15 protein-coding genes and 1 tRNA gene are annotated in these 17295 nt (G+C 45.6%); 4 read left to right on the top strand and 12 right to left on the bottom strand.

What is annotated here, in order from left to right; genetic code table 11:
- Positions 1-47: 47 nt before the first annotated feature.
- Positions 48-1016: a DUF4367 domain-containing protein gene (locus tag WMO62_RS06570; RefSeq protein WP_349144205.1), complete on the bottom strand. Its 969-nt coding sequence runs from the start codon at positions 1014-1016 to the stop codon at positions 48-50.
- Positions 1017-1111: 95 nt separating this feature from the next.
- Between WMO62_RS06570 and murG the strand changes: the two genes are divergently transcribed.
- Positions 1112-2176: an undecaprenyldiphospho-muramoylpentapeptide beta-N-acetylglucosaminyltransferase gene (murG, locus tag WMO62_RS06565; protein WP_147601064.1), complete on the top strand. Its 1065-nt coding sequence runs from the start codon at positions 1112-1114 to the stop codon at positions 2174-2176.
- Positions 2177-2195: 19 nt separating this feature from the next.
- On the opposite strand, the gene WMO62_RS06560 is transcribed toward murG, so the two are convergent.
- Positions 2196-2729, bottom strand: a complete 534-nt coding sequence (locus WMO62_RS06560; RefSeq protein ID WP_349144204.1) for an RNA polymerase sigma factor — start codon at positions 2727-2729, stop codon at positions 2196-2198.
- A gap of 16 nt (positions 2730-2745) precedes the next feature.
- Positions 2746-3159 carry an HIT domain-containing protein gene (locus WMO62_RS06555; protein ID WP_178756899.1) on the bottom strand — a complete coding sequence of 138 codons (414 nt, stop codon included), beginning with the start codon at positions 3157-3159 and terminating at the stop codon, positions 2746-2748.
- A 144-nt stretch (positions 3160-3303) separates the two neighbouring features.
- On the opposite strand from WMO62_RS06555, the gene WMO62_RS06550 reads away from it, so the two are divergent.
- A complete protein-coding gene (locus WMO62_RS06550) occupies positions 3304-4050 on the top strand; it encodes a sensor histidine kinase (protein ID WP_349144203.1) in 747 nt (248 codons plus the stop codon).
- Here WMO62_RS06550 and WMO62_RS06545 read toward each other — a convergent pair.
- The 5 genes from WMO62_RS06545 to WMO62_RS06525 all read right to left on the bottom strand — a co-directional run bounded on the left by WMO62_RS06545 (position 4044) and on the right by WMO62_RS06525 (position 7168).
- Positions 4044-4385 carry a GIY-YIG nuclease family protein gene (locus WMO62_RS06545; protein WP_349144202.1) on the bottom strand — a complete coding sequence of 114 codons (342 nt, stop codon included), beginning with the start codon at positions 4383-4385 and terminating at the stop codon, positions 4044-4046. The two genes, WMO62_RS06550 and WMO62_RS06545, sit on opposite strands and share 7 nt — an antisense overlap.
- 337 nt (positions 4386-4722) lie before the next feature.
- Positions 4723-4795, bottom strand: a tRNA-Lys gene (locus WMO62_RS06540).
- Between the two features lie 106 nt (positions 4796-4901).
- On the bottom strand, positions 4902-5546 hold the full coding sequence (gene trmB, locus WMO62_RS06535; protein ID WP_117498722.1) for a tRNA (guanosine(46)-N7)-methyltransferase TrmB: 645 nt from the start codon (positions 5544-5546) through the stop codon (positions 4902-4904).
- A 572-nt stretch (positions 5547-6118) separates the two neighbouring features.
- Positions 6119-6661, bottom strand: coding sequence for a rubredoxin-like domain-containing protein (locus WMO62_RS06530; RefSeq protein ID WP_117498720.1), 543 nt, complete (start codon positions 6659-6661; stop codon positions 6119-6121).
- 117 nt (positions 6662-6778) lie between these two features.
- Entirely contained in the window at positions 6779-7168 is a 390-nt protein-coding gene (locus WMO62_RS06525; protein ID WP_349144201.1) for a Fur family transcriptional regulator, read from the bottom strand.
- Between the two features lie 280 nt (positions 7169-7448).
- On the opposite strand from WMO62_RS06525, the gene WMO62_RS06520 reads away from it, so the two are divergent.
- Entirely contained in the window at positions 7449-8561 is a 1113-nt protein-coding gene (locus WMO62_RS06520) for a C40 family peptidase (RefSeq protein WP_435390465.1), read from the top strand.
- Positions 8562-8805: 244 nt separating this feature from the next.
- Positions 8806-9459, top strand: a complete 654-nt coding sequence (gene trhA / locus WMO62_RS06515) for a PAQR family membrane homeostasis protein TrhA (protein ID WP_349144200.1) — start codon at positions 8806-8808, stop codon at positions 9457-9459.
- Positions 9460-9648: 189 nt separating this feature from the next.
- Here the strand turns inward: trhA and WMO62_RS06510 are convergent, their stop codons facing one another.
- The 4 genes from WMO62_RS06510 to ileS form a co-directional block, all read right to left on the bottom strand.
- Positions 9649-10464 carry a peptidoglycan DD-metalloendopeptidase family protein gene (locus WMO62_RS06510; RefSeq protein WP_349144199.1) on the bottom strand — a complete coding sequence of 272 codons (816 nt, stop codon included), beginning with the start codon at positions 10462-10464 and terminating at the stop codon, positions 9649-9651.
- Between the two features lie 30 nt (positions 10465-10494).
- Complete coding sequence (locus WMO62_RS06505) at positions 10495-11427, bottom strand: hypothetical protein (RefSeq protein WP_349144198.1); 933 nt, start codon at positions 11425-11427, stop codon at positions 10495-10497.
- A gap of 66 nt (positions 11428-11493) precedes the next feature.
- Positions 11494-13965, bottom strand: a complete 2472-nt coding sequence (locus tag WMO62_RS06500; protein WP_349144197.1) for a glycogen/starch/alpha-glucan phosphorylase — start codon at positions 13963-13965, stop codon at positions 11494-11496.
- 19 nt (positions 13966-13984) lie between these two features.
- Positions 13985-17140, bottom strand: a complete 3156-nt coding sequence (ileS, locus tag WMO62_RS06495; protein WP_117499905.1) for an isoleucine--tRNA ligase — start codon at positions 17138-17140, stop codon at positions 13985-13987.
- Positions 17141-17295 lie beyond the last annotated feature (155 nt).

The following is a 17295-nucleotide window of genomic DNA, read 5'->3' as shown; positions in this document are numbered from 1 at the left end:
GTAGGCCTACATATATATAACGAGATAGCTGTTCTATTTTGACACCTTTATGCATTTTTTATAATAATATTTTCCAAAATTTTTTCAAATTCCTCCTGATCCATCATTACATCTATGGAATAATAAGTATTTAAGTATTCAAAAGAAGACTGCATATAAACATTTCCCTTAGAATCCTCATACTGATACACCGGAATTTCCATGGACATAGCTTCCGCATGAACTGTATCTTTTAAATCTCCATCCATCTTAAAATTAATACTGGATTCATTGTAGTCTTTACTAATATATACATGTATCGTACCAGATTCACAAATATATTTTAAAACAACTTCCTTTTCCTCTGTAATTCGATATTTTTTTAAAGTCATTCCTTTCGGTCGATATCCAAACCTAACAGGCAACACTCCCAACTGATCTTCTATCTCCTGGCAAACTTCTTCCTCGTCATATCCACCATAAATATTTTCCTCGCTATTATCCACAATGGTATTACTCTCGTCACCATTCTCCTTCTGGCTCACCACCGGCAGATACACTTTTTTACCGGAGCCGACCATACCAACTCCCAGTGCGAGAATTGCCACCAGAGCTGCGGCAAGGGCAGCGCGCAGGCGAATACGTGGACGACGGGCAGTTTTCGTATGATTCGATGCTGTAGATGTCTCAGTTGCACGGATCTCCACCACGTTACCCGCATCGTTAACCTCAGCATCGGATGGCGCACCTTCTGCTTTTGCAGCAGCTGCTTCACTCGTCGTCGATTCCTCAGCAGCCGCCTTCACATGGCTATGAGCTGGCACTTCCGGCGTCAGTTCCCTGGCACTCTCCATGTCATGTTCATCTTCTGCATCGACAAGTCCCAGTCGCTTTCGGATACTCTGCAGCTGGTCCATGGTTGCTTCTATATCTTTTAACTCTTCTGATTCCATGAGTTCTTTTATTCGTTTATCGGCCATACGGTCCACGTCTTCGCTGATCCGGTCATCCAGCCATTTTTCGCTGTCGTGATTCATCGTATATCTCCCATCGCGCTATTCTTGACTTTTCCCACCCATCACATATAATAATTACAGACTTCTGATATTTCCTACACAGGGAGGGTATTTTTATGAAACGAATTATTCTTACCGGAGGCGGCACTGCTGGTCATGTAACCCCGAATATTGCGCTGCTCCCCCGTCTGAAAGATGCTGGCTACGAAGTTTTCTACATCGGTTCCGTTGATGGAATGGAGAAAAAGCTGATCGAAGCCCAGGGCATCCCTTACTATGGTATTGCCACCGGCAAGCTCCGGCGGTATTTTGATTTAAAAAATTTCACGGATCCGTTCCGTGTAATCAAAGGTTTCACCCAGGCAATGCACCTGATGAAACAGTTGAAACCTGATGTTGTATTTTCCAAAGGCGGCTTCGTATCCGTTCCTGTCGTGATCGCTGCAGGACGCAAACATATTCCGGTCATCTGCCATGAATCCGACTTAACGCCGGGTCTTGCCAACAAGCTGACCATGCCGTCTGCTGCCAAGGTATGCTGCAACTTCCCGGAGACTCTGCAATATCTTCCACCGAAGAAAGCAGTTCTCACCGGCTGTCCCATCCGTAAAGAGCTTTCTGAAGGAAGCCGCGAAGCAGCACTGAAGCTCACTGGATTTTCTGCTGACAGACCAGTTCTGATGGTCATGGGCGGAAGTCTTGGTGCTACCGCAGTGAACAAAGCAGTCCGCGATGCACTGCCTGAACTTCTGAAAGACTGGCAGATCATCCATCTGTGCGGCAAGGGAAAACTGGACGAATCTCTGAAAGGCACTCCAGGCTATCTGCAGTTCGAATATGTGCAGAAAGAGCTACCTGATCTCTTTGCCCTGTGCGATCTGGTCATCTCCAGAGCCGGAGCCAATGCGATCTGCGAGCTTCTGGCATTGAAAAAGCCGACTCTTCTGATCCCGCTCTCTGCCAAGGCAAGCCGCGGCGATCAGATCCTGAATGCCCGTTCCTTCGAGCGTCAGGGCTTCTCCATGGTTCTGGAGGAAGAAGAACTGACAACAGAGAGTCTTCTCCATGCAGTCTCTGAGCTGAATGCTCACCGGGCAGATTATATTCATGCCATGGAAGCATCCCCTCAGTCCGATGCCATTGGAAAGATCTTACAGCTTCTTGAGGAAGTTACCGCTTAAGGTAACTTCCCTTTTTATTTTATCCATTTGGGTACTGTTCCTTGTACCGCTTTCGCAGCCATGCTCTTCCACGGCTTTTCCATTTACTGAACAGCTCTGGTTTCTGACCCAGCAGCTCACCGATCGTATTGTTATCCAGATCATACACCGTACTGAACACAATAACCTGATACCATGTGGGATTCACCTCCCGAAGCTGTTCCAGCACCAGAAGGTGTTCCGTCATGTTTTCTCTTGATACAAACCGATCCGACAGATCAATGGGATCGATCAGATCTTCCACATCCGGCACCGGAAGTCCCACAACCGTGCGTTTTCTTCCACTCTTCTTCATCAGATCCAGACACTGATGGGACGCTGTCACCAGCAGCCATGTTCTGGTCTTCTCTTCAGGAACCTTCTCATAGTTTTCGCCGAATTTATAAAAAGTTTCCTGAAGAACATCCTCTGCCTCATGCTTATCCTTCAGGTAGTCACAGCAATGCTTTAAGATCACTGTACCATATTTTACAAAGGATTCCGTAAGACGCCGATCCTTTTCATTCTTATACACGCTACTAATATCCCCGTTACTCTCCGTCCACCAGACGTTTTACCTCAGCCATGTCCTCTGGCGTGGTCTCGCCCGGCTCCCACAGAATACCAGCGTTGTCATTCTCATAACGCGGGATCAGATGCATATGGAAATGAAATACAGTCTGACCGGCAGCCTCTCCGTTGTTCTGTACCAGATTAAATCCGTCTGCTCCCAGCGCATCCTTCATCTTGCCAGCCATTTTCTTTGCCACCAGAATTGCCTTCTGTGCAGTCTCATCATCCAGTTCAAACAGATTTGCAAAATGATTCTTCGGCAGCAGAAGCGCATGTCCTCTTGTAGCCGGACCCAGATCCAGGATCACACGAAAGTCCTCATCCTCATAAAGTGTGGTGGACGGAATCTCACCATTGGCGATCTTACAAAAAATACAATTACAGTCTTTCATTTCCTAACATCCTTTCTATTCTTTCTAAAGAAATTTTATAATTTCTTTTCTATATAAAATGGCATTGTTTGTCGACATTTGTCGAACGAATTTTATTGCCATTTTTTGACATGTCTGCTATATTCTGATTCAGGGAGTGATACTATGATGACATACGAAGAACAGGAAAAAATTGAACGTCTGGTCGCAAAAGATGAAAATGCGCAGAAACTGATCACCGCGCTTCGCGACGATTACCACATGGCTCTGTCGCAGATCTCTCATGAGATCCGCAATCCGCTGACCTATATCGACAGTTCGGTACAGTGGATCCAGAAAATGCATCCGGAAGTAGAGCATTTTGAATTCTGGGACCAGATAAAAAGTGACCTGCAATATATGCGGGTCCTTCTCGATGATATCTCTGCGTTTAACAACGGAGACAAACTGAATATCTGCAAGATCGACCCTGTGGAATTTGCCTGTGACCTGAAGGATACGCTCCTTCCCGAGCTGCTGGCTCACCACATTCCGCTGCTGTTGAAGCTTGATAACACTTATCCTGATTTTTATGCAGATCCTGTCCGCCTGAAACAGGTATTTATCAATCTGCTCACCAACGCCATCGACTCCATTGAGGAACGAGGCCGGATCACATTGAAGATCTTCACCCACAACAAACGGATGCTGCTGGCAGTCCGTGACAATGGCTGCGGCATTCCTCCTGAGGATCAGGAATCTATCTTCCAGCCCTTCGTCACACACAAGGAACATGGAACCGGTCTGGGTCTTGCCATTGTGCGCCGTATCGTTGTGGCTCATGGCGGCACGATCCATCTGAATTCCACTGTCGGAAAAGGAAGCGAATTCCAGATCTATCTGCCGTTACTTCCTGCTCCAAGATTCTATTGACCGATAAACATCTCCAGCTTCCAGTCGGGATGCGGCCGGCATTTTTCTGAATCTGTATCTTCCAGAGAAATGTATTCCAGAAGCCGCTCCGGCTGCTGCAGAAGTTCTAATTTTCGCTCTCTGCCCAGTCGCTTGATCCGATATTCAATTCTCGCCGCCAGCGACCAGTCCTCTGTCTCCCATACCATCTCCAAAGTCTGGATCTGTCGGCTCTTCGTGTATTTTGCACCGTTTTTCTTCTTATAATAGTGCTCATTCATCCGATTCCCCAGATCCTTCGCAATTCCGGTATACAACGAATCGTCCTTACATCGCACCATATATACATATGCCATTCGGTGCTTCACCACGCTTCCTGCTATGTTTTCCTCGCAAGTATACGTTTATATTAGTCTACCTGCTGTAAAAAATCCAGTGTTTTTTCATAATTGCTACAATTCAGAGCCATGCACATGCCCGTAAATATGCGCCTCATGCTTGCATGATGGCACACATTTCGGTGCATGTATATGGCGAGAAGCCATACAGGAGCAAAAGTAAAGCCTCGAAGAGGCGATTTTGCGAATGTGGCTCTGAATTGTTATTCGATGTCCTATCTGTGCATGGCTCTGAATAGGTAACAAAAAAGAACACCGCCCCCGGGCTCTACATCCCAAAAACAGTGCTCTGCAATGCGCCTCCAGGGGCTCGAACCCTGGACACCCTGATTAAGAGTCAGGTGCTCTACCAACTGAGCTAGAAGCGCATACGGTATAAATTTGTGTTGTTCAGCGAACAAAACATATTATACGGTATGGTTACAAAAAATGCAACCCTTTTTTTATAATTTTTTTACTTTTTCTTCAGATTTCTTATCTGACCGCAATTAGCTTATGGATCGGATTGCCTTTAGAAGAGAATTTCTCCTCATATTCTGTCATAACGTTTCCCTGACACAGTTCCTCATCATGATGAAGGTCGTAGGTTACCGCATCCAGCTTCCAGCCAGCCTCCTTCACAGATTCCACTGAGAAATCGAACAGGGGGCGGTTGTCCGTCTTGAATTCCACTCTGCCATCTGCTTTCAGGATCACATTGTATCTTGCAAAGAATTCCTTACTGGTCAGTCTTCTCTTGGCATGGCGATCCTTCGGCCACGGATCGGAGAAATTCAGATAGATCCGGTCTACCTCTCCTGCCCCGAATACCTTTGTGATGGCTTCTGCGTCCATTCGCACAAAACGGATATTGGCAAGCGGTGTCTCCATCTCCGACATCTTCTCCAGTGCACGGATCAGCACACTTGAGTATTTCTCAATTCCAACATAATTGATATCCGGGTTCTTTGCCGCCAGTTCCATCAGAAAACGGCCCTTCCCCATTCCTATCTCTATATGAATCGGATGATCGTTTCCGAATATGTCATGCCAGCTTCCTGCACGCGTCTCTTCTTCATGTACCACATAGATACTTTCCTGAATCGCCTCACGGGATCCCTTTACATTTCTAAGGCGCATATGTTCCTCCCTTTCCTCTTTTCATTCTTTTTCAAACAGCATTTATTGTACACGATTGTAACGTGTCTGAAAAGGATTTTTTTCGCAAAAATATTATATTTATCTGAAAATATCCACATATTTTTGATATTTTAAGTGTCAAGCGTTTTACACAACTTTTTCCGAAACCTGTCTGTTTTATCAATAAATTACAAAACATCTGTTTTGTTTGCCTCTTTTTAGAAATCCTCCATTTTCCCCCAAAAATGTGGATAATGTGGATAACTTTGTGAATAACTCGATTTTACCTTATTTTTCAGGGTGCAAAATGTGGATATTATTGTGGGAAGTGTGGGGAAATCAGGAATAAGTTTTTTGTTCTTTCATTTTTTTGTGCATAATGTCTATCCATGAATTTGTCAATTCTTTTTTCATAAAAATATATTTGCAGATAATTTACATGAATTTTACGTCAATTCTTCCATCCACCATTCATCCATGTAAGCCGAGTTACAATGCCGTCGAAAAAAGGGCTGCCGCATGACTGCGACAACCCTTTATATAGGAAGCTATTTTCTTATTATCGTTTTGGATTAACCGAAGTATCTCTTCAGAAGACCTTCGAATGCTTTTCCGTGACGAGCCTCGTCTTTTGCCATCTCATGAACGGTATCATGAATTGCATCCAGGTTAGCTGCTTTTGCACGTTTTGCAAGATCAAATTTACCTTCGGTTGCACCATGCTCTGCTGCAACTCTCAGCTCCAGGTTCTTCTTGGTGCTGTCGGTAACAACCTCGCCCAGAAGCTCTGCAAATTTAGCTGCATGCTCAGCCTCTTCGTAAGCTGCTTTCTCCCAGTACAGACCGATCTCCGGATATCCCTCTCTGTGAGCTACACGAGCCATTGCCAGATACATACCAACCTCAGAACATTCGCCGTTGAAGTTTGCTCTCAGATCCTCAAGGATGTCCTCGCTAACGCCCTTTGCAACACCTACAACATGCTCTGCTGCCCAGGTCATTCCCTCTTCCTGCTTTTTGAACTTGCTTGCCGGAACTCCGCACTGTGGACATTTCTCCGGTGCCTGCTCTCCTTCATAAATGTAACCGCATACTGTACATACCCATTTTGCCATGATTTTGTTCTCCTTTTCTTTTTTGATTTATATTGCTTTATTGTTTTCTTTCTTAACAGTAATCATTACTGTTACCGTTATTATACCTAGTTGATTGCCTTTTGTCAATAGGTTTTTTTAATTCTCTGTTTTTTTACAATCCTTACAGATTCCATAGAATTCCATCCTGCATTCGTGGATCTCTCCGCCATCCCACAGCTTGTTCGCTTCAATGACCGGGCTATCCACCGGTACCATCATATCCATGACCCGTCCACATCTGCGGCAAACAAAATGATTGTGCGGTGTGACCCTGGCATCGAACCGGTCCGCTCCGTCTGTCGTGATCTTCTGAATCTCACCAATCTCTACTAATAAAGAAAGATTCCGATATATTGTTCCCAGACTGATATTCGGATATTCCTCTCGGATGCTGGTGTAGATCATATCCGCAGTCGGATGATCCTCACGTCCGCACAGGTAGTTCTTAATGGATTCCCGCTGTTTACTGTATCTCAGAACTGCCATTTGCATCCCTCCTTTAACGATATCAATAATTGTTACTGACATTATTATAGTATTTACCATTATAAATGTCAAGAAAATTAGTAATCATTTTCAAGCAAGCTTTCACCTGCTTTTTTTTATAAATCCGCATGGCTCTGAACGTTTGAAATATTAACATTTCGTAAACAAATCCCCGTTTAGTTGACAAATTACTACAACCTTGTTATACTTACCCTAGTTTTTGTAATAATTTTGTAATATTTTGAATAGAATTGTAAAATCTTGTATCAGGGGGTCTATTATGGCATTCAAGAAATCACTTTTACTTCTGGCAGTTGCCGGTGTATTTCTGATTCATCCTATGACAGCGGATGCATCTTCTATTTCACTGGCACTTGCAGGCGGAATCTCATCTTCACTAGATGAGTCATCTGCTACGGATGAAGATGTAGAATCAGTTGTCGCACAGACGGCAAAAGAAAATTATACCGGCCTTTGCATTGCTCAGGTCAATGATTATGTTAATGTTCGCAGCACAGCCAGCGAAGAGGGGGAGATCGTTGGTAAACTGTTCAACAATTCTGTCGGTGATGTAGAGGCATCCGAAGACGGTTGGTATTTGATCAATTCCGGTAATGTACACGGTTATGTAAAAGGCGAATATGTAGTGATCGGTGATGATGCTGAGGCACTGGCTGAACAGGTAGGCACCAGAGTTGCTACTGTTACTACCGAGACTTTAAGAGTTCGCCAGGAAGCTACTACAGATTCTTCTATCCTGGGTCTCATTCCCATGGGTGAGGAGCTGACAGTTCTGGATGAACAGGATGGTTTCGTAAAGGTATCCATCGAGGAAGGTGATGGTTGGGTATCCACAGATTTTGTAGATCTGAGAACAGATTATGTATATGCGGAGTCCAAGGAGGAAGAGGAAGCTCGTCTTGCCAAGGAAAAAGCAGAACGTGAAGCAGCACAGAAAGCAGCTGCCGCAGCAGAAGCCAAGAAGAGCAAGAGCTCCAAGAAGGAGTCTTCTTCTGAGTCTGTTGTGATCGGCGGAGGCAGTGGAAGTGTAGGCGGCAGTTCCATTGCAAGCTTTGCATCCCAGTTCGTTGGTAATCCATATGTATATGGCGGTACAAGCCTTACAAACGGTGCTGACTGCTCCGGATTCGTTATGAGTGTATATGCAAACTTCGGTATCGGTCTTCCGCACAGCTCCAGTGCTATGAGAAGCGTTGGATATGGCGTAAGCCTTGCAGATGCACAGCCAGGCGACATAATCTGCTACAGTGGTCACGTTGCTATCTATGTTGGTGGAAACACCATCGTACATGCCAGCACCGCTTCTACCGGAATCAAGTTCACTTCTCCGGTAAACTACAAGAATGTCCTTGCCGTACGTAGAATCTTCTAATTACATAAAAGTATAATGGAAGGCAGTTTCCGAAAGGGAACTGCCTTTTTGTTGCTGTTCAGAGCCATGCACATGAGCAAAAGTAAAGCCTCACAGAGGCAATTTTGCGAATGAGGCTCTGAACAGTAATATCTTTTTTAAATTCCTCTTGCATTTTCTTCTTTATATGTTATAATATGAATAAACCAAGACATAGTTTTTAATACTACATATCATAATATAGATTAACAAGGAGGAATTTATTATGACATTATCTATTAAAGATCCTGGAAGCGCATTGACTCATTTTATTGGTATGATCCTAGCCGGCTTGGCAGCTACCCCTCTTCTGGTTCTGGCAGCCAAGGACGGCGGCCGATATGCGGTACCTGCTCTGGCAATCTTTGCCGCAAGCATGATTCTTCTCTACGGCGCCAGCACTACTTATCATACCTTTAATATTTCTGAAAAAGTAAATAAAGTATTACGTAAGATCGATCATATGATGATCTTTATTCTGATTGCTGGAAGCTACACCCCCATTTGTGTGATCCCGCTGAGAGACACCGTAGGAATCCCTCTTCTGATCCTTGTGTGGGCTGTTGCCATTGCAGGCATGCTGATCAAGGCATTCTGGATCACCTGTCCAAAATGGTTCTCTTCCACCATCTACATTGCCATGGGCTGGCTGTGTGTGCTTGCTATGGTTCCACTGGTACAGACCCTTCCCACCGCCGCTTTTATATGGCTGGTGGCTGGTGGCGTGATCTACACCATTGGCGGTGTGATCTACGCCCTGAAGCTTCCGCTGTTCAATGCAAAGCATCAGTATTTTGGATCCCATGAGATCTTCCATGTATTTGTCATGGCTGGCAGCCTGTGTCACTATGTAACCATGTTCTATATTGCAAAGATGTAATGACACCAGAAGAAAAAGCTATGAATACCGCGATGTGCTTGCACATGAGCGAATTCATAGCTTTATTCTTTGCCCCCTTTATGAGCATAACAGGGAAGCGCAAGCTTCCCGATATGCGAATAAGGGGGTAACGATTGCGGGAGTGCGCAGCACGGAGCAATCGTAAAGGTGTCATTTTTATTTCGTTACTTACTCCAGAAAATCCATCGGATTCACCGGATCATCATCTTTCAGAAGCTGAAAATACAGGTTACTGCCTTCTAACGTATAGTATTTCGTTGGTTCTCCCACATAGCCGATCAGTGTACCGGCTTCAATGGTATCCCCTTCCTCAACAGTCAGGTCTGCAAGCTGTCCGTAGATAGCTTCGTATCCATTTCCCAGTTCCATAGTCAGCGTGGTTCCGGTCTCTTCATCATTCCGGATCTGGCTTACCTTTCCTCTTGCTGCGCTTCGCACTTCACTTCCAAGCTCCGCTGCGATCACCACTGCCGGGTGATATTTGTACTGATTCAGCGTGGAAAAATAGATGCTTTTATCCATGCTGTAGTTCAGAAGTACATCTCCATCCACTGGCCATCGCAGATGATTATCTGCTGAAAATGTCAGTGCCTTGCCTTCTACCAGATCAGAACCTGCAGCCACGGATTCTTCCTCCGCTGCCAGTTCCCCGCCATCGGCCAGTTCATCAGAGGACTGCACTTCCTCTGCCTGACCATTTTCAATCTGTGCAATCTCGATCTGCGTATCTTCCTGCTCTGTCTCTGCCAGTTCTGTCTGACCGATCTGCTCCACATCCTCTTCGGTTTCAATTTTTGCTTCTGTCTGTCCTGCTGCACCTCTGGAATTTGCTGTTTCCTTCTGATCCTGCTCAAGCTGAGCGGACTGTTCCTCCGGTGTCGGAGCCGCACTCTTCTGGTACTGATACACCCCATAGATTCCGGATAAGGAAAGCATGCAAAGGCACAGTGCGATCAGAAAACCTTTCTGATTTTTTTTACGCATACCATCACCTCTGGTCATATTTTTACCAGTTCAGGGAATGGTTATACACTGTGCATTTTTATAAAAACAAGAAAAAATATCCTGCCAGGGCGTTCCTTCCCGGATCCGGCGGTCTGCCGTATAGAGACTGATTCCAAATCCATGTCCCACACCTTTGATGGTGATGGTAAGCCTGTTGCCTGTATTGCCACCTGCTCCCGTTTTATCCGTCTTCGTTGTACCATCTGCCTTCATCCAGAAGCAGCTGGACGGAAAATGCAACAAAGACCGGAAGGCTTCCCCGGTCCAGGTCTGATCACCCAGGCTTACGGATTCTACATAACCTTCCGAATCCCTCTGAAACTCAAAATCGCCTAAGGTGATTTTCTGCTGCTTCGCCTGCTCATCCGCACTATCCGCGTCGTCTTTCCCAGCAATATCTTTGTCTGCCATTTCTGTGTAATCCATGCCCAGTGCCCGCAGTATTTCCTCCATACTCAGGGTACAGATCTGCACATAATCAGAGGCTTCTTTATCTTCCCTGCACTCCACAGAGAGCACATAGTCATAGCTGTCTCCAAGAAGCTTCCCATCTCTTGTATGTCCAACACTTAACTTATGAAATGGAAGTTCCCGATATTCTCCATCAATGGTCACTGCCATTCCTGATGTGCTCTCTATTGCCTGATAGATTCGCCCATATGGTTCTCCATAAAGTTCGGACAATGAGAGCTGTTCTATAGCCGACGATTCCCCCACACAAAACGCTTCCGTCCGATACAGCACTGCCAGCAATTTCAATGTATCATCACTCATCCAGGACAGATCTTCCGTGAGCATCTGCTGCAACACCTGATAATCCACCGGATCCAGCTGTTTTTCCTTATGGATTCCCTGTCTGCCATTGAGCAGAAGCACCATGGTAAATGGAAATGCTGTTGCCAGAAATATTCCTGCCAGAAACATTTTTACATAATTTTTCATACAAAAAGCACCTCTTCCCATTGTATGAAAAGAGGTGCCTGCATATACAGACGAATCTGTTGTTATTTATTTTGCTTCTTCCGGTAACTCAACTGTCACTTTGTCAAGTTTCCAGATATCATCTACATACTCCTGGATGGTACGGTCTGAGGTGAATTTTCCAGCATGTGCCACATTGAGCATTGCCATTCTTGCCCAGCCCTTCTCATCGCGGTATGCAGCTTCTACACGCTTCTGTGCCTCTGCATAGGAACGGAAATCCTTCAGGATGAAATATGGATCCGGACGGTTGTATCCACCGTCTACCAGCAGAGCATTGTACAGCTCGCGGAAACGCTCCGGATCATTCGGTGAGTACTCACCGTTGATCAGCTGCATCAGTACATGACGGATATCCTGATCGGTATTGAACAGCTGAGACGGATCATAGCCGCCCTGGTTCTCCAGTGCGATAACTTCCTCTGCACTCATACCAAAGATAAATGCGTTTTCTTCGCCAACTTCTTCAACGATCTCAACATTTGCTCCATCCATGGTTCCCAGAGTTACAGCACCGTTCAGCATGAACTTCATGTTACCGGTTCCAGAAGCTTCTTTGGAAGCTGTGGAGATCTGCTCAGATACATCTGCTGCTGCAAAGATCCACTCTGCGTTGGATACACGATAATCTTCGATAAATACTACTTTCAGTTTTCCATTGATAGAAGCATCATTATTGATCACATCAGCCACAGAGTTGATCAGCTTGATGGTCAGTTTTGCTCTCATATATCCGGCAGCTGCTTTTGCACCGAAGATAAAGGTTCTCGGATAGAAATCCATATCCGGATGCTCTTTGATCTGATTATACAAGTACATTACATGAAGGATATTCATCAACTGTCTCTTATACTCATGAAGTCTCTTAACCTGTACATCAAAGATGGAACGCGGATCGACATCAATGTTGTTGTGCTCTTTGATATATTTTGCCAGACGCACTTTGTTCTGGTATTTGATATTCATGAACTCATGCTGTGCTTTCTCATCATCCACGTACAGAGTCAACTCTTTGATCTTCGGCAGATCAGTGATCCACTCGTCACCAACATGAGCAGTTACCCATTTTGCCAGCAGCGGATTGCCGTGAAGCAGGAAACGTCTCTGGGTAATACCGTTGGTCTTGTTGTTGAACTTCTGCGGCATCATCTCGTAGAAATCTTTCAGCTCCTGTTTCTTCAGGATCTCTGTATGAAGTCTTGCAACACCATTTACAGAATATCCTGCGACAATTGCAAGATGAGCCATCTTAACCTGACCGTCCATGATAATCGCCATCTTCTTGACTTTCTCATAGTTGCCCGGATACTGCTCCTGAATCTGGTTTACAAATCTGCGGTTGATCTCCTCTACGATCTGGTAAATACGCGGAAGCAGTCTTGAGAACAGCTCGATCGGCCATTTCTCCAGTGCCTCTGCCATGATCGTATGGTTGGTATATGCACAGGTCTTAGTCGTTACATCCCATGCCTCATCCCATTCCAGACCTTCCTCATCCATCAGGATTCTCATAAGCTCTGCGACAGCCACGGTCGGGTGGGTATCGTTCAGCTGGAAGGTTGCCTTCTCATAGAACTTACGGATATCGGAATGTTTCTTCTTATATTTTGCGATCGCTTCCTGAACACTTGCAGATACGAAGAAATACTGCTGTTTCAGACGAAGCTCTTTACCTGCCATATGGTTGTCATTCGGGTACAGCACCTCTACCAGGTTACGTGCCAGGTTCTCCTGCTCAACAGCCTTCTCATACTCACCCTTGTCAAAACGGTCAAGCTCGAAGGAATTGATTGCCTCAGCATCCCAGATTCTTAAGGTGTTGATTACGTTGTTGCCATATCCGACGATCGGCAGGTCAACCGGAACTGCAAGTACGGACTGATAACCTTCCTGGATGAACATGTTTCTGCCATTGCGGTTCTCCACACGAACATATCCGCCGAATTTTACAGTCTTTGCATACTCCGGACGGCGAAGCTCAAACGGGTTGCCATTCTTCAGCCACATATCCGGTACTTCTACCTGATATCCGTCAACGATCTGCTGTTTGAACATACCATAACGGTAACGGATACCGCAGCCATAAGCTGCGTATCCCAATGTTGCCAGAGAATCAAGGAAACATGCTGCCAGTCTTCCCAGACCACCATTACCAAGTGCTGCGTCCGGCTCCTGATCCTCGATGGTATTGAGATCCAGTCCGATCTCTTCAAGTGCTTCCTTTACTTCATCATAGAAAGTAAGATTGATCAGGTTGTTGCCCAGCGCACGTCCCATCAGGAACTCCATGGACATGTAGTATACGATCTTCGGATCGGATTTCTCATATTCCTTCTGCGTTGCGATCCATGCATCCATGATCGCATCTTTTACAGCGTATCCGACTGCCTGAAAGATCTGCTGTTCGGTTGCTTCTTCGATCTCTTTACGGAAAAGTGTACGAACATTGTACTTCACGCTTCTGATGAAGAACTCTTTGTTAAAAAGTCTTTTGGCCATGTTATGCCTCCCATGTTAATTACTGTTTTTCCACTCCAAGTGTTACGGATTCACCATTGATGCTCCACTCTTTTGTATATCCTTTTACCTCGTCAAAACGGATATCTGATGCCATAACGTCGCTTAAGATTTCCTCACGGTATTCCTTCATGTAGCCTTCAATCTTCTGATTGCCCATGCTGTATACCACGATCTTGTCCATCACTTCAAATCCAGCTTCTTTACGCATGGTCTGGATCTTACTGATGATCTCTCTTACAAATCCCTCCTCAATGAGTTCCTCACTCAGATTTGTATCAAGAACGACTGTCACAGTGCTGTCTTCTTCTGTCACGTACCCCTCCATCTGTGCGGTATCAATGAGCAGATCCTCTTTTGATAATACCACTTTCTGTCCGTCAATGTCAAATGACAGGCTTCCGCTGTTGTCCAGCTCTTTCATAGCCTCGCGGCCATTGATCTCAGCCAGGTGTGCACGGATACCATTGAGAAGTTTTCCGTATTTCGGTCCGACAGTCTTCAGCTGCGGTTTGAAGGTGTAGCTGGTGAAATCACTTAAGTCCTCTTTGAACTCTACATTCTTCACATTCAGCTCATCTGCAACAACTTCCTGGAACATTGCATCCAGCGGACGCTCTGCACGTACATACATGGTTCCGATTGGCTGACGGTTCTTGATGTTAGCAGTATTTCTTGCAGCACGGCCCATAACAACGATATCCAGAACCTCTTCCATAGAAGCCTCCAGATCTTTGTCGATCATCTCAGCATCTACTGTCGGGAAGTCACACAGATGGATGCTCTCCGGAGCGGTCTTATCGATGCTGCATACCAGGTTGCGGTAGATCTCCTCTGTCATGAACGGGATCATCGGAGCTGCTGCTTTACAGATGGTTACCAGCGCAGTATACAGAGTCATATAAGCATTGATCTTATCCTGCTCCATTCCCTTTGCCCAGAAACGTTCACGGCTTCTTCTTACATACCAGTTACTTAAATCATCTACAAACTCCTGCAGTGCTTTTGCGGCTTCCGGAATGCGGTAATTTGCCAGGTTGTCATCAACTGCTCCAACGGTAGAATTCAGTTTGGACAGGATCCAACGATCCATAACCGTCAGGGATTTTTTATCTAAGGTATATTTGGTTGCATCAAAATTATCAATATTTGCATACAGTACAAAGAATGCATAGGTATTCCACAGGGTACCCATGAATTTTCTCTGACCTTCCTGTACAGCTTTGCCATGGAAGCGGTTCGGCAGCCACGGTGCACTGTTGATGTAGAAGTACCAGCGGATCGCATCAGCACCGTAGGTCTGCAATGCATCAAACGGATCTACTGCATTTCCTTTGGATTTGCTCATCTTCTGACCGTTCTCATCCTGAACATGTCCGAGCACGATAACATTCTCATACGGGCTCTTGTTGAAGAGCAGGGTAGACTCTGCCATCAGAGAATAGAACCATCCACGGGTCTGGTCAACAGCCTCGGAAATAAACTGAGCAGGGAACTGCTGCTCAAACAGGTCTTTGTTCTCAAACGGATAATGATGCTGAGCAAATGGCATTGCTCCTGAGTCAAACCAGCAGTCGATAACCTCCGGTACTCTCTTCATAGTCTTGCCACACTTCGGGCAGGTGCAAGTGATCTCATCAATGTACGGACGATGAAGCTCAACAGTCAGAGCTTTCTCATTGCCGCTCAGCTCTTTTAACTGCTCACGGGAACCAATTGCTTCCTGATGTCCGCAGTCTTCACACTGCCATACGTTCAGCGGAGTTCCCCAGTAACGGTTACGGGATACACCCCAGTCCTGAATGTTCTCCAGCCAGTTTCCAAACCGACCTTTACCAATGCTCTGCGGGATCCAGTTTACAGTCTCGTTATTGCGTACCAGATCATCACGCACTGCCGTCATCTTGATGAACCAGGATTCACGTGCATAGTAGATCAGCGGAGTATCACATCTCCAGCAGTGCGGATAGCTATGCTCAAATTTTGGCGCATCGAACAGAAGTCCCTTTGCATCCAGATCTTTGAGCACCTCCGGATCTGCTTTCTTTACAAACAGACCTGCAAACGGAGTCTCTTTTGTCATATCACCTTTTTCATCTACGAACTGTACAAACGGAAGATCATATTTACGGCCAACCTGAGCATCGTCTTCACCAAATGCCGGAGCAATATGAACAACACCAGTACCATCGGTCAGAGTTACGTAGGTATCACATACTACATAATGACCTTTCTTGTGCTGCTTTGCAGCCAGATCTGCTGCACACTGATACAGTGCCTCATATTCTTTGCCTTCCAGATCCTTACCTTTGTAGGTCTCCAGTACTTCGTAAGCAGCCTCACCGTCTTTTGCCAGTTTGCCAAGTACGGTATCCAGAAGTGCGGATGCCATATAATATACATATCCGTCAGCAGCTTTTACTTTTGCATACTCCTCGTTCGGGTTTACACAAAGTGCCACGTTGGACGGCAGAGTCCACGGTGTAGTGGTCCATGCCAGGATATATGCATCCTCACCTTTTACTTTGAAACGTACCACTGCGGAACGCTCTTTTACATCTTTGTATCCCTGTGCCACCTCATGGGAAGACAGAGGAGTTCCACAACGCGGGCAGTACGGAACGATCTTGAATCCTTTGTACAGGAGTCCTTTGTCCCAGATCGTCTTCAGTGCCCACCACTCGGACTCGATGAAGTTGTCATCATAGGTAACATACGGATTATCCATATCAGCCCAGAAACCAACGGTACCGGAGAAATCCTCCCACATTCCCTTGTATTTCCAGACACTCTCTTTACATTTGGTGATGAACGGATCCAGACCATACTGCTCGATCTGCTCTTTTCCATCCAGACCCAGAAGCTTCTCAACCTCCAGCTCTACCGGCAGTCCGTGGGTATCCCAGCCTGCTTTTCTCGGAACATAGTAGCCTTTCATGGTACGGTATCTCGGAATCATATCCTTGATAACACGGGTCAGCACATGACCGATGTGCGGCTTACCATTTGCGGTAGGCGGTCCGTCATAAAAGGTATATGTCGGGCAGCCTTCTCTCTGCTCCATACTTTTCTTAAATGTGTTGTCTTCTTTCCAGAACTCTTCAACTTCTTTTTCGCGCTCTACAAAGTTCATGTCGGTGTTTACTTTGCTGTACATGCTTTTGTTACCTCCTTATTCCTATGTTATGACATCTGTTTCGTTGTAAAATATATATCAGAGAGTCACTTTGTGACTCTCTGCGCGCCCGTGCGGGCACGTAAGTGCATATTCAACTCCGCACGGGTCGCATCCCGCGGCTTTTTTGTATAGCA

Origin of the sequence: Hominiventricola aquisgranensis, from assembly GCF_040096225.1 — a bacterium.
In the GTDB taxonomy this organism is placed as follows: domain Bacteria; phylum Bacillota; class Clostridia; order Lachnospirales; family Lachnospiraceae; genus Hominiventricola; species Hominiventricola aquisgranensis.
Note: the sequence above shows the minus strand (reverse complement) of the source record. Positions and strands in the feature narration are given on the sequence as shown.

Bases quoted from the DNA above. Each gene is read 5' to 3' on its own strand.
- WMO62_RS06570 (WP_349144205.1), bottom strand. From the start codon at position 1,016: ATGAATCACGACAGCGAAAAATGGCTGGATGACCGGATCAGCGAAGAC.
- murG (WP_147601064.1), top strand. From the start codon at position 1,112: ATGAAACGAATTATTCTTACCGGAGGCGGCACTGCTGGTCATGTAACC.
- WMO62_RS06555 (WP_178756899.1), bottom strand. From the start codon at position 3,159: ATGAAAGACTGTAATTGTATTTTTTGTAAGATCGCCAATGGTGAGATT.
- WMO62_RS06550 (WP_349144203.1), top strand. From the start codon at position 3,304: ATGATGACATACGAAGAACAGGAAAAAATTGAACGTCTGGTCGCAAAA.
- WMO62_RS06545 (WP_349144202.1), bottom strand. From the start codon at position 4,385: ATGGCATATGTATATATGGTGCGATGTAAGGACGATTCGTTGTATACC.
- trmB (WP_117498722.1), bottom strand. From the start codon at position 5,546: ATGCGCCTTAGAAATGTAAAGGGATCCCGTGAGGCGATTCAGGAAAGT.
- WMO62_RS06530 (WP_117498720.1), bottom strand. From the start codon at position 6,661: ATGGCAAAATGGGTATGTACAGTATGCGGTTACATTTATGAAGGAGAG.
- WMO62_RS06525 (WP_349144201.1), bottom strand. From the start codon at position 7,168: ATGGCAGTTCTGAGATACAGTAAACAGCGGGAATCCATTAAGAACTAC.
- WMO62_RS06520 (WP_435390465.1), top strand. From the start codon at position 7,449: ATGGCATTCAAGAAATCACTTTTACTTCTGGCAGTTGCCGGTGTATTT.
- trhA (WP_349144200.1), top strand. From the start codon at position 8,806: ATGACATTATCTATTAAAGATCCTGGAAGCGCATTGACTCATTTTATT.
- WMO62_RS06510 (WP_349144199.1), bottom strand. From the start codon at position 10,464: ATGCGTAAAAAAAATCAGAAAGGTTTTCTGATCGCACTGTGCCTTTGC.
- WMO62_RS06505 (WP_349144198.1), bottom strand. From the start codon at position 11,427: ATGAAAAATTATGTAAAAATGTTTCTGGCAGGAATATTTCTGGCAACA.
- WMO62_RS06500 (WP_349144197.1), bottom strand. From the start codon at position 13,965: ATGGCCAAAAGACTTTTTAACAAAGAGTTCTTCATCAGAAGCGTGAAG.
- ileS (WP_117499905.1), bottom strand. From the start codon at position 17,140: ATGTACAGCAAAGTAAACACCGACATGAACTTTGTAGAGCGCGAAAAA.